Source organism: Buttiauxella noackiae ATCC 51607 (genome assembly GCF_001654865.1).
In the GTDB taxonomy this organism is placed as follows: domain Bacteria; phylum Pseudomonadota; class Gammaproteobacteria; order Enterobacterales; family Enterobacteriaceae; genus Buttiauxella; species Buttiauxella noackiae.
In genome coordinates, this window is record NZ_LXEO01000025.1 from 1 (window position 1) to 21874 (window position 21874).

Here is a 21874-nt window from a genome sequence, read left to right on the forward strand (position 1 = left end):
CTAAAGCCGATGCAGCGTAATTATGACCAAAGAAACCAATTATAATTTCTTTGCCGAAAACCATACAAAAAATAACGATAGGAATTAATAGCACTGTCGCTTTTTCAATCGCAAATGACCATAATTTTTCTATTTCTTGTAATTTTCGCTGAGCAAACAGATTTGATACTACTGGAATCATAGCTGTCAAAATGGAACCGGTAACTATACTAATGAATGGTATTTGAAATGCACCAACTTTTAAAAGAGAATACTCAATGGGACTAAGCAAAAAAGAGGCGGTGATTTGATCCGTGTAGCTATTAATTACACCAACAAATGTCGTAGCACTCATTGCTATAACATATTTCATTTCAACTAATGAAAAAATATTGTCCTTCTTGAGTACATAAAAAGGAACTATATTTTTTCTATTGTGAAAAAGCAACGAAGCGATCACAAAAACGGATGAAATAGAAGTAACCAAGATTAAAATGTATATATTTTTAGTTTCAACAGCAAAAAGTATTGTTAGAAAAATAGTAACAATTTGAATGGATGAGGTTATTATAGTGTAAGCCTTCATCGTATTAAATAGAACGCTAGAGTTTCGTAAAAAATCAGGAAGAACAATACCAATGAAAATGATAACAATATAGGCTGCGTACGTAGAAAGTAGCGGATTTTTAAATCCAGAAGATATATACGGCGATAATAGTAGATATCCTATGCCACCTATAATAATAGCGACTATCTGATATAGGAAAAAACGTTGAAATACATTTATTTGTTTAATAGTATCGGTGCTGTGACCATAAAAATAACTTAATGCTATTGGTAACCCCCCGGTAAAAATCATTGCCATAAAGCTAATAACTAGCATTATTTGCTGATAATGTCCAAATGTATTTTGATCAAGTAACCGAGCAAGAATAATAAATAAAACAATTGATAATGTTCTTTTAATCGCATCCTGAATCATTAAAAAATGTGTGCTCACAAAGATTTCCCTTAACAGAATTAATTAACCTGCAAAATATTCTGAAAATCATCAATCATCTCGCCCATATCTTCTAGCACATTTTTAGGCACGAAATTCATCTCGCTTTGTAAACGTCTAATATTCGTTATAGGAAAATATTCATTCTGAGAGCATTTGTGCCATACGATATCACAATTTGTTTTGCCCTTTAATAATAGCGCAATTTCACCTGCTGTAGTGTTATGCCCAGATGCAACGTTATAAATTTCATGCTTATTTTCGTTCTGACTCAAGAATAAAATAGCATCAACAACATCACTAACCGAGACATAATCTTTGCTATATTCAGGAGTGACATACATATTAACCAAGCCTTTAGCTATCGCATCCCTGGTAATAGATGGTAAAAAGAGATTACTATTGAATGCTTTGCCATAAACGTTCGACGGTCGTATAATCACGCAATCTCTATTACTTTTCAAACATAACTCTTCGCCAACCATTTTAGTCAAATTAAATAATTTTCGGCCATCATTGTTACTTATGCTCACATCACTATTTTCATGAGAAAATTTAGAATTCATATAGATACGAGTAGATGATAGATATATTAAGCGTCTAAATCTTCCATGGGTTAATATCCCTGCTAATAATTCAACATTTGCTTCTTGTACAGCAAAAGGCGCATTAAGACAATCACCATTGCCGGCACAATATATAACTGTTCCCAATTCATCCTTGAATATTAGAGGATCATTTCGCTTTGGCGAATAGATGGTATTGTTATCACTCTTAAGTTTTTTGATAACTTCTGAGCCAATAAATCCAGAACCACCAAGTACTGTAAACTTCATATTCTAATCTGTCTCTCGGCTGAGTAAGTCACATTTTATTTGACTTAAAGTTGGAAGTATCAGGTCTTTATCAGATAGTATCGGATTTGAAATAGGCCATGATATGTTCAGTGTACTATCATCCCAACAAATTCCAGCTTCATCTCCCGGTGTGTAGAAATCAGTACATTTGTAGCAAAAATCTGCTTCTTCACTTAAGACGCAGAACCCATGAGCGAAACCTGGTGGAACATAAAATTGGAGCTTGTTTTCACCACTTAATATGATTGACTCATACATTCCGAAAGTTGGAGAGTTAGGTCTAAGATCAACAGCGACATCATAAACTTCTCCAGAAATTACAGAAACCAATTTACCTTGAGGGAATTTTTTTTGATAATGTAACCCCCGCAGTACTCCTCGTGTTGAAAATGAACGATTATCCTGTACAAAATTTAATTTTATACCAGCATTTTCTTCGTAGCGTTTAGCATTAAAGCTTTCAAAAAAAAAGCCTCTCTGGTCCCGAAAAATAGTTGGTTCAATGACAACACAATCTTTAAGTTTCGTTTCAATGACCTTCATCAGCGATTTACCTTAAGTGAAAGTTGTAACGTTGTATCTCTCACTAATGACTTCAAATACTGACCATATTCTGATTTGATCATTGTATCAGCAATTCTTTCAATATCTTCATTACTCAGCCATCCCTGACTCCAGGCAATCTCCTCAGGACATGCAATTTTTAACCCTTGTACATGTTCAATTGATTGAACGAAAGATGAAGCTTCGTTCAAGCTAGCATGAGTACCTGTATCTAACCAGGCGAATCCTCGACCTAAAAGTTCAACGGTAAGTTTCCCCATTTTCAGATAAAGTTGATTAATACTCGTAATCTCAAGCTCACCTCTATCTGATGGTTTAACAGTCTTAGCCATTGATACGACGTCATTATCATAAAAATACAAACCTGTTACCGCCCAATTAGACTTAGGCTTAATTGGTTTTTCCTCAATGCTCAAAACCTTTTTATTTTTATCAAAGTCAACAACGCCAAATCGTTCTGGGTCTTTTACATGATAACCGAAAACTGTTGCTCCTGTTTTTAAAGAGGCCGCAGTTCTTAGAGTACGACCAAATGATTGACCGTAAAATATATTATCTCCCAAAATCAGGCATACATTATCATTTGCAATAAATCCTTCACCGATAATAAATGCTTCAGCTAATCCCGCTGGCTTATGCTGGATCGCATAGGTTAAATTCACACCTAAATTAGAACCATCACCTAATAATCTATGAAAATTTTGACTATCTTCAGGCGTTGTAATTATTAATATGTCTCTGATCCCAGCTAACATTAATGTTGATAAGGGATAAAAAATCATAGGTTTATCATAAACAGGTAATAACTGTTTAGACATACCTTTTGTTAGAGGGTATAAGCGCGTGCCAGAACCACCGGCTAAAATTATTCCTTTCATTACTAAACTCTCATTTTTAATCAATCTATTTTCTATACTTGTGATGTTCACTTCTCAACACACGCTTATGACCATCGCCTAAACAGGCCTCTGCAAGTCTAATATCCTGAACAAATACTTTAAATTTGTCAGTTAGCATGTCGATTGCTACATTATCAAAGTGTGCCCACGGGGTATTACCGTACTTAACATGTTTCTCAATCATTAACCCCCCAGACGCCACAGCAAGTTGGCAACATAATGAACCTATATCATGACTTGAATAGCCTGGAATAATTTTTGGATGTTCCAGGCTTAAATCATGATAATGCCTTACCACTGCGACATTGGCATCTTCGTTCATTGTTGGGTAAGAAGATGTACATTGCAGAAGATAGATATTACTACAATTTTTGAATTCATTTATTATAAAAGTCTCATACTCCGGGGATGTCATACCAGTTGATATAACCACATCTCCTTTGAATTCACTAGCTACATATTTCAAAAAATCTTCATGCTCTGAAATAGTCGATGGTAGTTTTATTTTTTCCGGCGAGAATTGCTTTATAAATTCATAAGAGTATTTATCTAATACCGATGCAAACCACTTAATTCCGTATTCAGAACACCATTGAATTACCTTATTAAAACCATCTTCATTTAATTCTAAACCATTGCGATAGTCTCTGAAGGTCTTTCCAAAGGGAGAATTATATGGTTTAGCAAGCTCTTCAGCGGTATAGAATGTATTAACATCACGCTTCTGAAGCTTTATACTGTCCGCACCAGCCTCTGCCGCTGCTGCGATCATTCGCTGTAAAAGGTCTAAATTGCCAAAATGGTTAGTGGTAATTTCTGCAACTATTTCGACTTTGCTTTTTGAATTAAAGTGATTTTCTATAATTCTAATCGATTGCTCATCAATGTTTGTATCTTTAATCTTCACGCTAGTAGTTGTAATATTTTCTTTCTTACTAAAACTTCGATTAAAGCCAACAATGCTAATACCACTAAAATGTTTGTTACCTACATGAATTAGTTCAATTGCTAACTCACTTTTATGATTCATCAAAAGAGATAAGTATTCTTGCTGGCTTTGGAGAAGATTTTCCAGATAATCATTTTCGCCAAAATCGATATTCCTGTGTGCGTCAGTTGAAAAGCCATTTTTGATAGAGAAGTCGAAACCAAGCAAATACACCGAAATCCGCTGCCTGATACGATCAGCAATCAAATTACTCAGTTTTATCGCAGAAATTATTAAGGCATCCTCGAGTTCAAAACCTGGATCAAAAAATCTTTCCTGGATAGGTTTATAATTCTCTGGACTTTCAGGGATGTAATCGACAGAGATGAAGCGAGCATCATTCTCTATGGGGTCAGCTGTCAAATAATAATCGCACCTAACTTTATTTAAAAGCAAATACTTCTTTACCCATTCATGTATATACAAGCAAACATTCCCATCGATAATGCGCTCAGAATCGTTGATATTAATAATAAAAAAATCATCTAAAGCATTTTTCTTTAGTTCATCAAGTGATGGCCCTTTCCCGATAATGGCAATTTTTTTCTTACCACTTTCAAGGAAAAGCGTACTGATTTTTTCTATTATTTTATTCACATCCGACTCCTATTGAAATTTTGTATTTCTTAACCGGGAACAATATTTGTCCAGAATATTTCTCACCGTCAATATATGCTGGAATGTTATGTTCAAGGGCCAAATTAAGACCAGGTAAAATATCCCAGCAATTTACTCCCTTAACATTATCAAATCGCAAATATGACCCTTTTATAGCATTAAGCATGTTATACATTGAGCAACCTATTATCCTATACTCGAATCCAGCAGGAAGGTTAAGTAGATCACTCTTTGACAGCGATGAGGAAAGGCCACAAATTCTGGAGTCATATTTAATGTAACTCCCACCAGTAATCAACTTTTCGTCAAGCTCAGGCAAGTATATACATGATTCTTCATGCTTCCCGTTTGTATATACAGAAATGCCAACCCCCCACTCCTTCAATCCACTAACAAAGTTTTCAGTACCATCAATAGGATCGATTATTATGTACGATCCATTTTCACGCCAGTTTTCGTTGGTAAATGGAGCCAGTTCTTCTGATATAATTGTGTGATCTGGTAAGATATCTCTGCACTCAGCTAAGATTAATGTCTGTACAAGCAGATCGCCCTCAGATACATAGCTGTCGTCTTCTTTTTTTCTTTTCTCATTTCTTAATTTCAAGATATCTGGCAATCTTTTCTTAATAGCATCTACAGCTTTTTCACACAGCATTTTTTGACTCCATTTGTGTTAGTACTGCATTAACCACTTCGAAATCAAAGAGATCATCAATATCTAATCCACATATTTTTTCTGATACTATAGGAAATACTTTTCGCCCTAAGAAGTCATCGTTAATGTCTTTGTTCTTAAAACGAATAATATCAGTGCTAAATACAGTGTACGCCGACGGCATATTCTGTCGTCTAATCATTGACTTACCAAAATCATTAAAAAGTGGTTTTAGTTCCTGCTCTTCAATTTTATATAATCTATTTTCAGTACTGACCACTGTTCTTGCAGAGGTATATGATGTATCATTTTTTAAAATATCAATACCTTTCTCAATATCATCTATATTTCTAAAGACAAATGTTGGTCTTAACCACACGATTAAATCTGGTTCTGGTATTTGATGTTCTTTAAATTTCGCTTTTAAATCTATTAGTATATCTTGCTCCATTGCTGTATCGATGGACGCTTCAGGGCTCCTCAAAAACGGAACTTCAGCTCCATATTTTTTTGCAATATCCGCATATAATTCAGAATCAGTGCTACATATAACTTTAGTAACGCTCGGTAATCTTTTAGCGAACTCGATGCTGTATGAAATCAATGGCTTACCATTTAATTCCTTTATATTTTTATTGGGTAATCCTTTGGATCCTGAACGAGCGGGAACTATTGCATATACAATCATTTTAAAGCACCTTTGAGTATTGATTTACTTTAGAAAGATTCTGCAGTGGCGTTATATATTTAACACCTAACCTGACATTTACCCAGGATACTACACATAACCCCATATCACCGTATCCCATTATTTTAATTAGGGTTTTTTTTAGGTTTTGGCTTATGCTTTTCAGTGTTTTTCAATTCTTTGGAATCGAAAAATGCTTCATATGTGACGCGAATCTGTTTCCAATTTCCTTTCAAAAGAGAAACAACCCCGTACCCTAAAGCTAATACTATTGGTTTATTCCTTACGAAGACATTCTCACCATATTTCCTGTGTAAATAAAACAAATTCCTAAGCATGAAATAACCTTTCCATGAAAGCATGTCATTCCCTTGATTATTTACCAATAACCTTGTTGCTTTCGCATTTGGGTCACAAACTATTGGTACTCCAGCTTTTTTTGCTTTTATTGCATATTCAATATCATCACAGAAGATAAAAAACCTTGGTTCAGGTTTACCCAACAGCGTTACAACATCCCTGTGTATTAGAGGACCTTCAAAAGGAATTGCTTCAATTTTTATTGGTTGAGACAAATCACCTTGATCCTGGATATAACTTTTAACAGATTTTCCTTTAGGATTTAAGGTAAAGATCTTCTGTATGTCATATGTTAGCGGTGATAGTTCTGCACATGACCCATCCAAATTATATCTAATTGGTTGGACAATGCCTTTCGGATCATTTTTTAGCATTGTCTCGAGACAATTTAAGGATGGCTGAAAATCGTCATCCATCAACCAAAGGTAGTCATAAGTATAGTTTTCGGATAATTTAAATCCCTCATAAAAACCGCCAGCACCCCCTAAGTTACCACCGGTATTCATATATTCTATCTTAGCATCTGAAATAGAAAACACGGCTTCTTTAGTACCATCACTGCTACTATTATCGATAACTAAAATATGTTGAAGCTGATAAGTTTGTTCTATTAGAGACTTCAAAACTTTTAATAAAAATTCTTTTCTATTATATGTTACAACAACAGCTATAACTTTATGTTCCAATTTATTCACCCATAATTTTTCTAATACAAATAGACTACGTATTGAAATGTATAATTCTAATATGAATTAAGATTAGATTTAATTAATGATTTTGTAGTTCTTATCAACGCATTTAGTATGGAATTCGTGTGAGTACTTTAAGATCACGCACGCTACCGCCCCTGGCTCTACAGCTACCAGTGCACTGGACAAACTTGAATGCTGTTGCCTGGAAATGGCATTTTAACTATCGTTACCTCACGTACAGATAATGACGTACAGCGGTTAATCTTTATACTTCAGTAGGTTACCGACTAAGATTAACCTTAAAACTCATCAATTCTCATACTTATCCGGGTCAGAAACAAGCCCTAAAGTTCTGGATTTATCCTTACCTGACATGCCCGCTACGCTTGTAGTGGACGCTGATGAGGCCTAAAAACAATAAAAAACGGCAGTAAGCTCAAGTGAGAATGTCGTTCACAGCCTCACCACCACTTTCACTGCCGTTCTTATATTCACGCCTTCACACGAAATCCTGGCATTAATTTCTTCTAAAAATCAACGAGCCAGCATCTTCTTGATGCTCTCTCTGAACTTCTGCCCTTCTTTATGGTTACGCAGACCATACTGAACAAATGCCTGCATGTAGCCCATTTTTTTGCCACAGTCGTAGCTTTCACCAGTCATCAACGCGGCTTCAGCCGACTGTTTTTCATTCAGTGCAGCGATGGCATCTGTCAGTTGAATGCGGTTCCATGCACCCGGTTCGGTTTTCTCCAGCTCAGCCCAAATATCAGCGGACAGAACATAGCGGCCTACGGCTGCCAAGTCAGAATCTAAAGTCTGCGGCTGGTCCGGTTTTTCCACGAACTCAACAATGCGACTCACCTGCCCTGCGTTTGCTAAAGGCTCTTTGGTGAGAATTATGGAATAAGCGGAAAGATCTTCATTCGGCATATGCTTAGCCAGTACCTGGCTGCGGCCGGTTTCGTTGAAGCGTGCAACCATTGCCGCTAAATTGTAGCGCAGTGGGTCAGCACTGGCTGAGTCCAGCACAACATCTGGCAACACAACCACAAATGGATTATCGCCAATAATCGGGCGGGCGCACAAAATGGAGTGGCCTAAACCTAGTGGCTGAGCCTGACGCACATTCATAATCGTCACGCCTGGAGGGCAGATTGACTGAACCTCAGCGAGCAACTGCCGTTTTACACGTTGCTCAAGCAGCGCTTCCAGCTCGTATGACGTGTCAAAATGGTTCTCTACAGCATTCTTGGATGAATGCGTCACTAGCACAATTTCTTTGATACCAGCAGCTACGATCTCATCGACGATATATTGAATCATCGGCTTATCGACTATCGGTAACATCTCTTTTGGGATAGCTTTTGTTGCAGGTAACATATGCATGCCCAAGCCTGCTACCGGAATAACTGCTTTCAAATTAATCATATTCAGCCCACCTATAGAATGGTTGAGGGATTATAGTCTTTGGCAAACGCATATCCATCTAAAATTTGCATCATTGCCATTGTCAGATGGTTATTCAACCGACTACTTCTCACTTGGAAAAATGTATGTGCATGTAGCATACATACAGTCGGGATAGTGCTGAATCAGATTACTCCCGCTGAATCCCCTACCCCGTCCTTCAATCATTCATTCAGAAACAAACGTAATGTTGTCCTTTTTGGCGGACACAAACTCATACTGCAATGTACGATCAAGACCTTGCGATAAGGTATAGGGTGCAACAAAACCACATGCATGAACCTTACTCGCATCAAACTGAGTTGTTGCACAGAACTTCTTCACTCGAACAGAGCTAATTGAGTACTTCTTGCCTGTGACCTTGCTCAGAATGTCAAAGCAGAAACCACCTAGCATTCCTACAGCATAAGGCAGATGCACGGACGGGATTTTTTTGCTGAGACTTTTTTCAACCTCGGAAACCAGCTGATTCATATTGAGGTCAGGTTTATCGACATAGTTGTAAACCTGGTATCCCTTTTCAACATTGTGCAGTTTGTATTTGATGAACTCGACAATGTTGCCAACATAAGCCATAGACTTGTAGTTGTTACCTGCACCAACCATTGCAAACTTACCACTGGCAATCTGTTTCAGGAGATTGTAGACATTTCCCCGATTTCGTTCACCGAAAATCACCGTAGGCCGAATAATGGTAAGAGAACGTTCTTCTGGCTCTTCACTATGCCAGGCACGCAGCACTTCTTCTGCCTGCCATTTACTTTTGCCGTAGTGGTTAAAGGGATCAATTGGATGATTTTCGTCGGGATTTTTTTTGTTAAGCCCATAAACCGCTACTGAACTGGTGAAGATGATATTCTTCACACCATTTTTATCCATCGCGGCAAGCACATTTCGGGTGCCCTGGACATTCACATCATAGTAAAGCGATGTTGGGCTAACATCATCTCGGTGCTCAGCTGCTAGTAGCACAACTGTCTGTTGCCCTAAAAAATGGCTATCGAGTGAGCTTTGCTCGCGAACATCCCCATTTACCGTAATGTCTGGGTAAAAGTGACTACCTTGCTTATCTAAATTTTTGATGTCGAATTCAGCATTCGCAGTCTCAATTAATCGCGTTCCTACAAAGCCAGATGCACCAACAAAAATAACCTTCTCTTTCATGCTATGCCCAGTGTGTGAGTTTTAACCCAAAGAAATTGCCAGAGCAAAAATCTTCTGATTTCTATAGTAATATTCAGATACCTGTCATTTCGCGTATCTGATTTTGTGGCAGAATTATAAACTTTTGAAGCTTGATAGCCAGCACAAAAGAACCTGCCAATTCTTATAGGTCATAATTTTGTTAACACCTGAGCTACAATCAATCTATCAGTTGCAAAAATGCGTGATAAGTTAATCGCGTCTCAAGGGCAGCACAAAATTCAACCCACTCGTGTTCACATGCCGCTGGTCAACCCGGTCGATATCCACCGAACTCTGCCCTTTCTCATTAACGGCACGCACATTCGCAAGCGACAGCAGCGTATCCTCCTTAGCCATAAAGCGCCCGCGCACGTCTTTACGCAGGTCGAAGTTTAGCTTCAGCGCAGGCCCAGCATCAGAATGCTGCATGACGTCGATGTTTCGCAGAAACAAGTGTTGTGGTTTGTTATGCACTTCAAGTGTTGAGCGCTTTATCGCCACATTGGTGATGGCCACGAAGGAGGTCGCGTTGCCCGAAGAAATCTGTATTCCGCGGCTTTTATACTGCATATCCGTATTATCAAGTACGATATCGTTTAATTTGAAATTTTGCGGAATAGATAAATACTTACCTTTGATCACGCCATAACCAATAAGAAATCCCGCACTCTCTTTCATATCGATATTATCAATCACGAAATTATCACAGCCATAAATTGCTATTGTAGCGTTATCAATCCCCGCTTTCTGGCTGAAAGTATGATTAATATTACTCGCCTTGATATTTCGTATAATAAAGTGCTTTCCATTTTCGACGTGTATTAATTGCCGACAGTTACTACCGGTAATATTCGCCACGACAAAGTTCTTCACGGCCTGGTCTTCCGGGTACTCATTGTCGTAAGTACTGCCCGCAAGCCCAATCCCAATACCCCAGTTGATCTTCCCATTGGTGCAATCAATGTTTTCAATCACATGGTCAGATATAAGCAGGTTGTGGTCGTTAATCGCCACATTCCATTCGATCGCATCACCTTGCAAGCGGCTAAAATGGCCATTGGTAATCTTAACGTTCTCCATTCGATTATGGAAACCCTGGCGCAAAATCGCATAGTTCGCATCGTGCACGGTAATCTGGTCAATCACCAGGTTACGCATGGTGCGTTTCTCTTTGCCACCAATGTAAATCTGCGTGACAGGTACAAAACCGCTCATATCAATACCTTTGATAGTGCAGTATGAGCCACGCACATCGAGGGTTATATTATTAAACCGCCCTCCCCTCTCCCCCAATACCTGGCAACCCTCCTGCAGTACAAAACGCCCTTTGCCATTGCCCTTTAAACCACCAGCGACATGCAACGTTTTGCCTTCAGGCATAAAAATCGCGGTATTGATGTTGTCACAAACCAAATCGGCCGGCACGAACACGGTATCAGCAACTGAGAATGCCTGTTTGAAGGCAGCAATCCAGTCACCACGATAGAACTTTTGGACGCTGACCTCGCTTTTGCCAGCGGCAGCTAATACATAGCGAGGGGAGATAAATGGCACCGCGGCCAGCACGGAGCTGGCTTGTAATAATTTGCGGCGGGAGGGAGAAAAGGAGGTGTGGGGAGTTTTAAATGGTTTGCGCATACGTCCTCATAACATCTGTAACTGGCGAGCGAGTTGCTGGTAGATAACCTTCTGGTTGAATTCAGTTTCAACTTTTTCGCGAGCCAGGTTCAGCATCGGTTTCAGTTCGCTGGCCTCGATATTGCCGAAAGCTTGTAAGCAATCAGCGAGGGCTGCCGCATCTTTCTCCGGCACCAGCCAACCGGATCGGCCTGCGTCTATGAGTTCTGGAATTCCGCTATGTACGGTAGAGATAACCGGAATCCCCACCGCCATCGCCTCCATTAGTGCCACAGGAATGCCTTCCATATCGCCATCTTCCCCGGTTATCGACGGCAGTAAGAACACATCGGCTTTATCAAGCATCGCTTTCACTTCATGGTTCGGTTTAAAACCCGGCATAAATACCACATCATCAAGCTGATTTTGTTCGATAAGCGTACGTAGGCGCGTTTCCCACGGGCCAATACCGAGAATGTTGTAACGGAACTTCACGCCGCGTTCTTTAAGCAGCAGGCAGGCTTCGATTGCTACATGCAGACCTTTCTTCTCGGTCAATCGTGCAACCGAAATAATCTCTAATGTTTTGGCCGGAGGTTTTACGCAGCGCTGCGAAAACCGCTCCATATCCACGCCCATACGCGAAACGGTAATTTTGTTGGCCGGGCAGCCCATTTTTTGCAAACGCCCCGCCCACAAATTGCTTATTGGCAGCATCAAATCGCCACGCATAAAGAGTTTTTGATACTCCGGGGTGTAGTGCGCAAGCGCCTCACGCCCTGAAATATCAATGCCATGGAAAACCGTAGCAATTTTGCCTTGAAGCAAACCCAGTTCACGCAGCTTTGCCGCCGTCACACCCGCTGGGCCGAAGTGAGCGATGAACACATCGGCCTGCACGGTTTGCCGGTTACGACCACAAATAGAGGAGAGGATCAGGTTGCGCGCCTCCTCGCCATAGCGCTTCGAATTTAGCGCACGCCAGGTCTGCGGGCGAAGCGCGCCACGCAGAGTGTTCAAGGTTCGTGATTGCAGTTTTGCTGCCTTCCCCGAAGGTTCGTCCATCAGCCAGGTGGTTTTCGCAGCCAGGTCGTACTCTTTGAATGCCGCGTGCGTGTTGGTCAAATCGCCCTTCTGGATGGCGACAATTTCCACCTCATAGCCCATATCGATAAATGCCGTTATCTGGTTGAGCACAAAAGTTTCGGATGCCACGGGGAATTTGAGCAGGAAGAAGCCAACTTTCATTTTTCCCCCTTAACACGCTTTAACACCGACTCAACCATGCGTAAACCATCTTCACGCTCTGCACGCACCGCATGAGCCAGACGCTCTTTTATTGCCGGTAATTGGCCGAGGACATCCGCTACCACACTCTGTAAAGAGCCGTTGAGTAACTGACGAATTTCAATCGCCATCTCCGGCATACCGAGCTGCTTCATGATACCCGCGGATTTGTGTTCATAGTTAATCGCGATCGCAGGCGTGCCGAAGTTCATGGAGATGATGGCTGAATGCAGGCGTGTACCAACCGTCAGCTCGCATTCGCCGAGAATCTTGCCCATCTCAAGGTCGTTAAGTTCGTCCATCACCACATGGTATTGCTCGGGGTCGTTCACATACTGGCGTAGATTGAGTGCCACCATGCGGTCATCTTTGTTGTAGCTGTCGATACCCGTACAGGTCGACAACGCCAGCACCTGGTAACCCTGGTCAATGACACGATTCACAACAGAGGCGAACGCCTGTTCGTAGGCCTGCTGCGTGGTACCAAGGCGTTTGTCGAAAGGTGCCAGTTCACGCAGCGTAATAGCGACGGTTTTCTTGCGCTTGATCGTTTCCAGCCAATGCTGCACCGCGTAGCTCGGCACAAAGCTGTCATTGTGATGATCCACAAGCCAGGCGGTGTCGACTCCCTGCTCCACTTTGCTGCTATCAATATTGCTTTGCTTCATCAAGTCGAGGCTGACTGACTCACGCAAAATCAGCGATTCGGCATGGCCAAACACGTAACTGGCAAGATGGTTAAACTGCGGGTCCTGGAACGGCCCAACGCTGTGACCAATCATATACACCGGTTTTTTGGCCATAAAACTGCACAGCGCATGCTCGAACTGAGAAACGCCGTATAAATCGACAAAGAAAGAGCCGCCGACCTGAATAATTGCGTCATATTTTTGCAGCGACTTCACAAAATCAATGAATCCCTGCGGGATGGAGATATTGCGCAGACGCCCGTTGTCAGTGGCTTTTGCCAGCAAAACCTGGTGCTGATATTTGCGGCGCAGCACTTTCTTTACCCGCCCCATCAGCCCAACGGCATTGTTGTGCTGCTTCATCTGCTTATACAGGCCGTCTCCCATCACCGGGCGGCCCAGCAACCAGGCAGAACTCACCGGATAACGGCTCATCACATCAACCTGCACGGTTTCATCAATGGTGGTAATCGCATCGATCAGTCCGCGCAAAATGGCGCTGTCACCGCGGTTGCCGCAGGTGTGGTTGCCAAGAATCAATAATTTCATATAAATCAGACCTCTTATTAAGGGGTTTTAGCTTGCGCGAAGCAGTGTTTTTAAACGGTCGTTACGGCAAAACTGGCGCTTCATCTCCACAACCAGCGCATTACGTGAGAGCACCAGCATGACGATAAAGGCCAAAGCGCCAGCCGCGATTTGTACGCCCACCAGTAAACCAAGCGCGAGATGGCCTTTCAGGGCAATCCCCAACGCGCCGCTCACTACAATGGTTGGAATCGAAAGATAAAACGGTAGCCAGATGCTCTGAATGTACTGGCGGTAACTGGACCCCAGCACCGGCTTAATCATGATGAAGTAGCTCAGAACGGTGTTCACCACCTGCACGAATAAGAAGCCGAGCGTCACACCCAGTGCGCCAGCAAGATGGCCACCAACAATAATCGCCGGGATAAATAAGCAGGTTTTGAAGACATTAAATTTAAAGCTGATATCGACTCGCGCTTTAGCCATCAACAGCGATCCGATAGGGTTACCAATAGAACGCAGCAGCCCCACCACGCACAGCAGTTGCAGAATTGGGGTAATAAACTGCCATTTTCCACCAAATACCAGCGGCACAAAGTTGTTCGATATCACCAGCAGACCAAGCAGCGCGGGGAAGTTGATGATTCCGACAATCGACAGCAACTTGTAGAAATTGAGGCGTAATTTGTCGGTATCGTCCTGAATCTTGGCAAAGGCCGGGAATAACACGCGGGTGATAATCGGGTTCAGCTTCATCGGTGGCACCACCGCCACGTTATAAGCAAGGTTGTAACCGCCGGCGATGCTCGCACCCAGGATGCGCGCCAACACCAACGTAGAGAGGTTGGTATTCACATAATTAATAATGCTATCTGCAGTCAACCACGCGCCAAATTTCAGGTTCGAGCCAACGGACTTCAGCGAAAAATGCAGACCTGGGCGATAAATCTTGCGGCCAAAGAAACCAAACAGAGAGGTACGCACCACGGTGTTCACCAGGTAACCGACGATGGCGGTCATGGCGAACGGGTAATACATCGCAGCCCCTACGGTCACGGTAAAGCCTGCCATTACTGAGACGGTTTCAATCGAGCCAATTTTTGAAAACTCGAGCTCTTTTTGCATAAGCGCGCGGAACTGCTGACCATGGGGAATGACAATAAAAGCAAATGACAGCGTTTTAATCAGTGGTGCGAGCTTCGGTGCATGCAGCACAGAGGCAATCACATCGCTGAGCAAAAACACCAGCGCAAACACCACTAATCCTAGGCCAACGTTCAACCAATACAACGTGGTGAGTTCAAGGTGGCTGATTTCTTTGCGCTGGATAATCGAGTTAGCAATACCAAAATCCGACAGCGTATCGGCCAGCGCGATAATTACCAGCGAGATGGTCAACAGGCCAAATTCGTGGTTATCGACAATGCGTGCCAGCACCGTCATCTGCACCAGGCCAAGGCTAATGATTATCACCGTAGCGATGGCAGACCATTTTGCACCGCTGATGGTTTTTTCTCTCAGGCTCATTGTGTTATCCGTTAATTTGTCGGATGACGCTGCGCTTATCCGACCTACAAAAAGGTTCGTCACTTAATACGCAGCTTTGTTAACAAAGCCTTTAAAGATGGTCAGGAAGACAATTTTGATGTCAAACCACAGACTCCATTCACGGATGTATTCCAGGTCAAACTCAACGCGCTTTTCCATTTTCTCAAGCGTGTCGGTTTCACCGCGCCAGCCGTTAATTTGCGCCCAGCCGGTAATCCCCGGTTTCACTTTATGGCGCAGCATGTAGCCTTCAATCAGCAAACGATATTGCTCGTTGTGCGCAACCGCATGCGGACGCGGGCCAACAATCGACATCTCACCCATCAGCACATTAATAAACTGCGGCAGTTCATCCAGTGAGGTGCGGCGCAGGAAATTCCCCACCGGCGTAATACGCTTGTCGCCTTTGGTTGCCTGAGTCACGACGGCATCGTTTTCCATCACTTTCATGGAGCGGAACTTCCATACTTTGATTGGCTTTCCATCCATGCCGTAACGTGTCTGACGGAAGATAACCGGACCAGGCGAAGTTAGTTTTACCGCCGCACTGATACACAGCAGTACCGGGGAAATAAACAGCAGGATCATCGCCGACAACACGATATCTTCGAGACGTTTCAGAATCCGGTTGATACCGTTTAGTGGGGTAGCAAACAGCGGTACAACCGGCACACCGTTAACTTCTTCAGTGCGGGAGTTAAGAATATTGAAGGTGAAGACATCGGGGATTAGCATCACCGAACAGGTGGTGTCTGTGAGCTCACGCACCAGCGTTTTAATCTGTGCTTCTTCACTCATCGCCATGGCGATATAGATATTGTCGATTTGCCCCGCGCGCGCTTGTTCAACCAGGTCGGCAAAAGAGCCTGCATAATCACCGTGTGGAGATTCAGGCTGCTGATCGTCATACACCCCGGTGACATCAAAGCCTAACCACGGTTCGTTACGGAAACTTTCGGCCAGCGTGTAACCCACCGGCAGTGAACCTGCGATGGCAATACGGCGCGTGTTGTAGCCCATATTGCGCAACCAACCGGCACCGAAGCGAATAAACGAACGGCACATCACCATGCCGAAACTGGTCAGCACATACCAGGCCAGATACACCCAGAATGAGCCATCAAAGTCAGGGTTAAACGCCAGCAGGCCCGCGCTGAAAATCAGGCTCAAAGTCCAGTTTTGCAACAGCAGCATCAATTCGCTGGAAATTCTTACTCCACGCCAGGAACGATAAAAATCAGTGATTCCACCAATCATCTGGAATACGACGAGTGCCAGCAACGCCATTAGCAAATGCATATACAAGAACGGTAACGCGTTGACTTTACATACCACCCATAAGCCAACAAACATAATGGTTATGTCAGAAAAACGTTGCACCATAGAGATTAACGATGCGTTCGTTTTTGGCAGCTCGCGCTTTTTTAGGTTTGTCATCGTTTTACCTTTATTAAAAGGGTGACGGATCCCCTTCAGTACCTCTGTAGGGTGGATAAACGAAGTGCCATCCACCCTACAAATTCCAGAAGATCTCCGTCCCCACAAATCACTGATTTAACAGTTCCATAATTTCCTGTGTTCGCGCCTGCATCAGTTGTTCATTACTGCGCGATTCCACATTCAGGCGCACCACCGGTTCGGTATTTGAACTGCGCAGGTTAAAACGCCAGTCGGCAAACGCCATGCTCACGCCGTCGGTGTGGTCCACATCCGTCGCATGCGGCGCAAAGTGCTGCTGCACACGCGCAATCGCGACTTTCGGGTCCGCCAGTTTGCTGTTGATTTCCCCACTCGCTGGCCATGCCGCCATCCGGTCGTGTACCAGTTCGCCCAGGGTTTTCCCTTTCAGGCATAACAGCTCAGTCACCAGCAGCCACGGGATCATCCCGCTGTCGCAGTAGGCAAAATCACGGAAATAGTGGTGAGCGCTCATTTCGCCGCCGTAAATCGCGTCTTCCTCGCGCATACGCTCTTTGATAAATGCATGGCCGGTTTTCGACATCACCGGTGTGCCGCCTGCCCGCTCCACGATATCTACCGTGTTCCATGACAGACGCGGATCATGGATAATTTTTGCGCCAGGTTGTTTTTCAAGGAACGCCGCCGCCAGCAGGCCAACGATGTAATAGCCCTCGATAAACTGCCCGTGTTCGTCAAACAGAAAACAGCGGTCGAAATCACCGTCAAAGGCGATCCCCATATCCGCGCCGTGTTCAATCACCGCATTGCGGGTATCGTCGCGGCACTCCGGCAGCAGTGGGTTCGGGATACCGTTCGGGAAATTGCCGTCAGGCTGGTTGTGGACTTTGATAAAGGTCAGCGGCACGTTCAGGGATTTAAAGCGTGCTTCAATGGCATCAACAATCGGGCCTGCCGCGCCGTTACCGGAGTTAATCACCAGTTTCAGCGGTTTGATGTTGGCGGCGTTGATATACGAGAACAGGTGGTCGATGTACGCCTCCACCACTGAAATCTTCTGGTAGCTGCCACGTTTCACCGCGTCCACCGGCGGGAAGTCGTTGGCTTCTGCCAGGTGCTGAACATCACGCAGGCCGGTGTCGCCGCTAATCGGGCGAGCCCCTTCGCGCACCAGTTTCATGCCGTTGTAGTCCATCGGATTATGGCTGGCGGTCACTTCAATACCGCCGTCCACGTTCAGATGCCAGGTGGCAAAGTAGATCTCTTCGGTGCCGGACAGGCCGATATCCAGCACATCCACGCCTGCATCCTGCAACCCTTTCGCCAGCGCTAACTTCAATGCTTCGCTGGTCAGGCGAACATCGCCGCCCAGTACAATGGTTTTCGGTTTCAGGTACTCGCCATACGCGCGGCCAATACGTTCAGCAATCTCTTCGTTCAACTCTTCGCCCAGCTTGCCGCGAATGTCATAGGCTTTAAAACAGGTCAATTCAGTCATGTTTTACCTCTTTTCAGGCAACAGTCAGCCCTCTCCAGTACGGAGATAACTTTTTCTAAAATGTATAACCATTAGATTTCACGTTGCAGGAAGGCGGCAACTGCGTGCATCGCCGGGAGCTTAGTTAACTAAGTGACCGGTGTGCGCAAAGGAAGCCAACGCATCTGCAGCGTGAAAAATGATGGTTAGATGCGTCCGTAGCGATCCTCGAAACGCACAATGTCGTCTTCTTCAAGATAAGTGCCGGAACGCACTTCAATCAGGTCGAGCGGGATCTTTCCGGGGTTTTCCAGGCAGTGGGTGACGCCCAGTGGAATGTAGATGGACTCGTTTTCGCCCAGCAGTTTCACCTCTTCACCCAGCGTCACTTTTGCGGTGCCCGCCACCACAATCCAGTGTTCGGCGCGGTGATGGTGCATCTGCAAAGACAACCCCTCGCCCGGTTTCACGGTGATACGTTTCACCTGGTAGCGTTCGCCTTCGTCGATGGAGTCGTATTTACCCCACGGGCGGTACACTTCGCGGTGGTTGTGGTGTTCGTGGCGGCCATCGAATTTGATCTGCTCAACCACTTTCTTCACGCTTTGTACGTGGTCGCGGTCGGCAATCAGCACAGCATCTTTGGTCTGCACAACAATCAGATCTTTCACGCCAACGGTGGTAACCAGGCCCGATTCGGCATAGATGTAACTGTTTTCGGTAGAGTGGCTTATCACATCGCCGTGATGCACATTGCCCTGCTGGTTTTTGGTGCTGATTTCCCAAAGAGAAGACCATGAACCCACATCGCTCCAGCCGGCATCCATTGGCACCACCACGGCATCGGCCGTTTTTTCCATTACTGCGTAGTCAATAGACTCATCCGGGCAGGCGAGGAATGCGGCTTCATCCACACGCACAAAATCAAGATCCGGGTCGACGTTCGCCATCGCCTTTTCGCAGGCGCTGAGAATATCCGGGCGGAATTTTTTCAGCTCTTCGAGGTAGCGCCCGGCGCGGAACAGGAACATGCCGCTGTTCCAGTAATATTCACCGCAGGCGACGTATGCCTGCGCGGTAGCGATATCCGGTTTTTCGACAAACTGCGCCACGCGGAAAGCAATGGCATCGGCACCTGGCGCGTTCGCTGCTGCAACATCACCGCGGCGAATATAGCCATAGCCCGTTTCTGGCAAATCAGGAACGATGCCAAAAGTGACCAGTTTGCCCTCTTCGGCATACGGCAGAGCGTGACGTACCGCCTCGCGAAACGCCTCTTCGTCCTGGATAACATGGTCGGCTGCAAGGATCAGCATCAGCGGATCGGTTTGCGGCTGGTTGCGAATCGCCGCCAGTGCCGCCAGTGCGATAGCTGGCGCCGTGTTGCGCCCGGCAGGTTCCAGCACAATATTTTCGGTGAGCTTGTTCAGCTCACGCAGCTGTTCGGCGACGATAAAGCGGTGTTCTTCGTTACAAATCACCACCGGGCTTTCGCACTCGACGCCGTTTAAACGGCTGACGGTGGTTTGCAACATTGTCAGTTCCCCTTTCAGGCACAGGAACTGTTTCGGGTAAAGCACGCGGGACAACGGCCACAAGCGGCTACCGTTTCCTCCAGCCATAATGACCGGATAGAGTCTGGAATTAGTCATAATTAACCCTGAATGTCCGCAATAAATTGATTCAGCACGCTGTTTTTCTCGAGCGTGCGCTCGGCATAGTCACATGCCACGATGTTATGTTCCGGCAGTTGCAGGCAGCGCTGGATGCCATCGGCCAGGGCATCAACCGACTCCGGCTCAACACACAGTGCAATTCCGGAATACGCCTCGCAAAGTTGGCCAAGTTCGGTGTCCGCTTCTGCGGTAATCACCGCATTGCCGCCCACCGCAAGAATGTTGGTCAGTTTTGATGGCAGAACCGCGTCAGCCGCACCCCGGCGCTGAATAACCAAATGGCAATCGGCAAGCTTTAGCAACGCTGGCAGCGCGTCGTAAGGCTGCAACGGATGGAACACCACGTTATGCAGCCCTTTTTCCTGAGCCAGTTTTTGCAGGCGAGCTTTGCCGCCGCCCTGGCCGACAATCACGAATACATACGGCAGGTGGGCAAAACGTTCAGCCACTTCGATTACCGTTTCTAGGCCCTGCTTTTCGCCGATATTGCCGGAATATAGGATAATTTTTTTATCAGCAGGCAATTGCAGGCGGTCGCGAACCGCCAGAATTTCTTCACGAGAAATACCGCGAAAACGCTCTACTTCGGACCAGTTGGGGAAGAAGATCACTTTCTGCGGATCCACACCCTTTTCAGTCGCTTTGTTCATCATCGAACGGGAAATCGTCGAAATGTTATCAACGTTGTGCAGGCCGCTTTGTTCAAAACGCTGCGCCAGACGTGCCACTTTGCCCTGCTTTTTGCCCGCCATCCCCAGGCCAAGCATGGCGTCCACTTCGTAATCCTGGATATGCAGCAGTGTGCGTGCGCCGCTCAGTTTTGCGAGCAGACGCATGCCCGGTACGCAAAACAGCGTCGGCACCACGCCGATAATGCGATCCGGCTTCCAGCGGCGTTGCGCCAGAAGCGGGAATAAAGAGCTCAGCGCAAAGCTGCCCAAATGAATCAGGCGCTTTAGCGTTGAAGGTTGCTTTGGAACATACAGCGGGCAGCGCCAGACGGTCGCAGCACCCACCTCTTTCTTATACTTCCAGGCGGAATAATCGGGATGCACTTCCCAAACCGGATAGTAAGGTGGTGCGGTGATCACCCGCACCTCGTGGCCCTGGCGCGTCATCCACTCCACCATTTCGCCGGTGTATTTGCCGATGCCCGTTAATTCCGGCGAATAGTTAATGCCGTAGACCAGAATTTTCATAATCCGATGACCTTTTCTTCCTTGTCGCCCAGAAAATAAGCACGGCTGTTTTCATGCACATCATCGTGAGCCAGCAATTGCTCAGGCGTTAACCATAGGTAATCGCTGTGCTGTGCTTTCGGCAATGGCAGATGTTCCGCGTCCACACGCAGACGAAAACCCAGCACGATGTAGTGCGTGGAAAATTCTTTTCCTGCAAAGTTGTCGTCATAGAAGTGCTGCCACACGCCATAGAACTCGCCGTCGGGCAACGTGAACGACGTGCCTAATTCAGCTTCGGTTAAGCGTGCAAAAGCCCGTTCCAGCGTTTCGTCTTTCTGTACCCGGCCACCCGGCACGAACCAAAAGTTCTGCGCCGGGCGCTGAGTGCGTTGCCCCAGCAGGAACTCTCCTGCCTGATTTTCAACGATAAGATCGATTGAGATCAGCGGCGTTGCGCGGACAACGGTGGCGAAGTCTTCAGCACTCAGAAACAT

At 45.0% G+C, this 21874-nt stretch carries 19 protein-coding genes; all 19 read right to left on the reverse strand.

Features of this window, described 5'->3' with window-relative positions; all coding sequences use genetic code 11:
• The coding region (locus M979_RS09905) for an oligosaccharide flippase family protein (RefSeq protein ID WP_157093228.1) at positions 1-979 on the reverse strand (979 nt) is incomplete at its 3' end.
• A gap of 20 nt (positions 980-999) precedes the next feature.
• Positions 1000-1815 (reverse strand): NAD-dependent epimerase/dehydratase family protein, encoded by an 816-nt coding sequence (locus tag M979_RS09910; RefSeq protein ID WP_064554808.1) that lies wholly within the window; start codon positions 1813-1815, stop codon positions 1000-1002.
• A gap of 3 nt (positions 1816-1818) precedes the next feature.
• A complete protein-coding gene (gene rfbC, locus M979_RS09915; protein WP_064554809.1) occupies positions 1819-2379 on the reverse strand; it encodes a dTDP-4-dehydrorhamnose 3,5-epimerase in 561 nt (186 codons plus the stop codon).
• Positions 2379-3278 (reverse strand): glucose-1-phosphate thymidylyltransferase RfbA, encoded by a 900-nt coding sequence (gene rfbA, locus M979_RS09920; RefSeq protein ID WP_064554810.1) that lies wholly within the window; start codon positions 3276-3278, stop codon positions 2379-2381. Before rfbA ends, rfbC begins: the two co-directional genes overlap by 1 nt.
• Positions 3279-3303: 25 nt before the next feature.
• A complete protein-coding gene (locus M979_RS09925) occupies positions 3304-4884 on the reverse strand; it encodes an N-acetylneuraminate synthase family protein (protein WP_064554811.1) in 1581 nt (526 codons plus the stop codon).
• Complete coding sequence (locus tag M979_RS09930) at positions 4877-5563, reverse strand: inositol monophosphatase family protein (RefSeq protein ID WP_064554813.1); 687 nt, start codon at positions 5561-5563, stop codon at positions 4877-4879. Before M979_RS09930 ends, M979_RS09925 begins: the two co-directional genes overlap by 8 nt.
• Positions 5553-6251 (reverse strand): acylneuraminate cytidylyltransferase family protein, encoded by a 699-nt coding sequence (locus M979_RS09935; protein ID WP_064554815.1) that lies wholly within the window; start codon positions 6249-6251, stop codon positions 5553-5555. Before M979_RS09935 ends, M979_RS09930 begins: the two co-directional genes overlap by 11 nt.
• 125 nt (positions 6252-6376) lie before the next feature.
• Positions 6377-7297 (reverse strand): glycosyltransferase, encoded by a 921-nt coding sequence (locus M979_RS09940; RefSeq protein ID WP_064554817.1) that lies wholly within the window; start codon positions 7295-7297, stop codon positions 6377-6379.
• Between the two features lie 540 nt (positions 7298-7837).
• Positions 7838-8734: a UTP--glucose-1-phosphate uridylyltransferase GalF gene (gene galF / locus M979_RS09945; protein WP_064554818.1), complete on the reverse strand. Its 897-nt coding sequence runs from the start codon at positions 8732-8734 to the stop codon at positions 7838-7840.
• A 207-nt stretch (positions 8735-8941) separates the two neighbouring features.
• Positions 8942-9937: an NAD-dependent epimerase/dehydratase family protein gene (locus M979_RS09950; RefSeq protein WP_064554820.1), complete on the reverse strand. Its 996-nt coding sequence runs from the start codon at positions 9935-9937 to the stop codon at positions 8942-8944.
• 231 nt (positions 9938-10168) lie between these two features.
• Positions 10169-11596, reverse strand: a complete 1428-nt coding sequence (gene wcaM / locus M979_RS09955) for a colanic acid biosynthesis protein WcaM (protein WP_064554822.1) — start codon at positions 11594-11596, stop codon at positions 10169-10171.
• Between the two features lie 6 nt (positions 11597-11602).
• On the reverse strand, positions 11603-12823 hold the full coding sequence (gene wcaL, locus M979_RS09960; protein WP_064554824.1) for a colanic acid biosynthesis glycosyltransferase WcaL: 1221 nt from the start codon (positions 12821-12823) through the stop codon (positions 11603-11605).
• A complete protein-coding gene (wcaK, locus tag M979_RS09965) occupies positions 12820-14100 on the reverse strand; it encodes a colanic acid biosynthesis pyruvyl transferase WcaK (RefSeq protein ID WP_034458457.1) in 1281 nt (426 codons plus the stop codon). Before wcaK ends, wcaL begins: the two co-directional genes overlap by 4 nt.
• A 27-nt stretch (positions 14101-14127) precedes the next feature.
• Positions 14128-15606: an MOP flippase family protein gene (locus M979_RS09970; RefSeq protein ID WP_064554826.1), complete on the reverse strand. Its 1479-nt coding sequence runs from the start codon at positions 15604-15606 to the stop codon at positions 14128-14130.
• A gap of 63 nt (positions 15607-15669) precedes the next feature.
• A complete protein-coding gene (gene wcaJ, locus M979_RS09975; RefSeq protein WP_034460047.1) occupies positions 15670-17064 on the reverse strand; it encodes an undecaprenyl-phosphate glucose phosphotransferase in 1395 nt (464 codons plus the stop codon).
• A 109-nt stretch (positions 17065-17173) separates the two neighbouring features.
• A complete protein-coding gene (gene cpsG, locus M979_RS09980) occupies positions 17174-18544 on the reverse strand; it encodes a phosphomannomutase CpsG (RefSeq protein WP_064554827.1) in 1371 nt (456 codons plus the stop codon).
• A gap of 185 nt (positions 18545-18729) precedes the next feature.
• The gene (cpsB, locus tag M979_RS09985) at positions 18730-20175 is read right to left on the reverse strand and encodes a mannose-1-phosphate guanyltransferase (RefSeq protein WP_064554829.1); all 1446 of its coding nucleotides are present in this window, start codon (positions 20173-20175) and stop codon (positions 18730-18732) included.
• 2 nt (positions 20176-20177) lie between these two features.
• Positions 20178-21398 carry a colanic acid biosynthesis fucosyltransferase WcaI gene (gene wcaI, locus M979_RS09990; protein WP_064554830.1) on the reverse strand — a complete coding sequence of 407 codons (1221 nt, stop codon included), beginning with the start codon at positions 21396-21398 and terminating at the stop codon, positions 20178-20180.
• Complete coding sequence (locus tag M979_RS09995; RefSeq protein ID WP_064554832.1) at positions 21395-21874, reverse strand: GDP-mannose mannosyl hydrolase; 480 nt, start codon at positions 21872-21874, stop codon at positions 21395-21397. The genes wcaI and M979_RS09995 overlap by 4 nt, the downstream gene beginning before the upstream one ends.

Excerpts from the sequence above, each read along its gene's own strand:
- wcaM (WP_064554822.1), bottom strand. The coding sequence starts at position 11,596 with ATGCGCAAACCATTTAAAACTCCCCACACCTCCTTTTCTCCCTCCCGC.
- cpsB (WP_064554829.1), bottom strand. The coding sequence starts at position 20,175 with ATGACTAATTCCAGACTCTATCCGGTCATTATGGCTGGAGGAAACGGT.
- cpsG (WP_064554827.1), bottom strand. The coding sequence starts at position 18,544 with ATGACTGAATTGACCTGTTTTAAAGCCTATGACATTCGCGGCAAGCTG.
- wcaL (WP_064554824.1), bottom strand. The coding sequence starts at position 12,823 with ATGAAAGTTGGCTTCTTCCTGCTCAAATTCCCCGTGGCATCCGAAACT.
- galF (WP_064554818.1), bottom strand. The coding sequence starts at position 8,734 with ATGATTAATTTGAAAGCAGTTATTCCGGTAGCAGGCTTGGGCATGCAT.
- M979_RS09970 (WP_064554826.1), bottom strand. The coding sequence starts at position 15,606 with ATGAGCCTGAGAGAAAAAACCATCAGCGGTGCAAAATGGTCTGCCATC.
- wcaI (WP_064554830.1), bottom strand. The coding sequence starts at position 21,398 with ATGAAAATTCTGGTCTACGGCATTAACTATTCGCCGGAATTAACGGGC.
- M979_RS09910 (WP_064554808.1), bottom strand. The coding sequence starts at position 1,815 with ATGAAGTTTACAGTACTTGGTGGTTCTGGATTTATTGGCTCAGAAGTT.
- wcaJ (WP_034460047.1), bottom strand. The coding sequence starts at position 17,064 with ATGACAAACCTAAAAAAGCGCGAGCTGCCAAAAACGAACGCATCGTTA.
- M979_RS09930 (WP_064554813.1), bottom strand. The coding sequence starts at position 5,563 with ATGCTGTGTGAAAAAGCTGTAGATGCTATTAAGAAAAGATTGCCAGAT.
- M979_RS09935 (WP_064554815.1), bottom strand. The coding sequence starts at position 6,251 with ATGATTGTATATGCAATAGTTCCCGCTCGTTCAGGATCCAAAGGATTA.
- M979_RS09950 (WP_064554820.1), bottom strand. The coding sequence starts at position 9,937 with ATGAAAGAGAAGGTTATTTTTGTTGGTGCATCTGGCTTTGTAGGAACG.
- M979_RS09995 (WP_064554832.1), bottom strand. The coding sequence starts at position 21,874 with ATGTTTCTGAGTGCTGAAGACTTCGCCACCGTTGTCCGCGCAACGCCG.
- rfbC (WP_064554809.1), bottom strand. The coding sequence starts at position 2,379 with ATGAAGGTCATTGAAACGAAACTTAAAGATTGTGTTGTCATTGAACCA.
- wcaK (WP_034458457.1), bottom strand. The coding sequence starts at position 14,100 with ATGAAATTATTGATTCTTGGCAACCACACCTGCGGCAACCGCGGTGAC.
- rfbA (WP_064554810.1), bottom strand. The coding sequence starts at position 3,278 with ATGAAAGGAATAATTTTAGCCGGTGGTTCTGGCACGCGCTTATACCCT.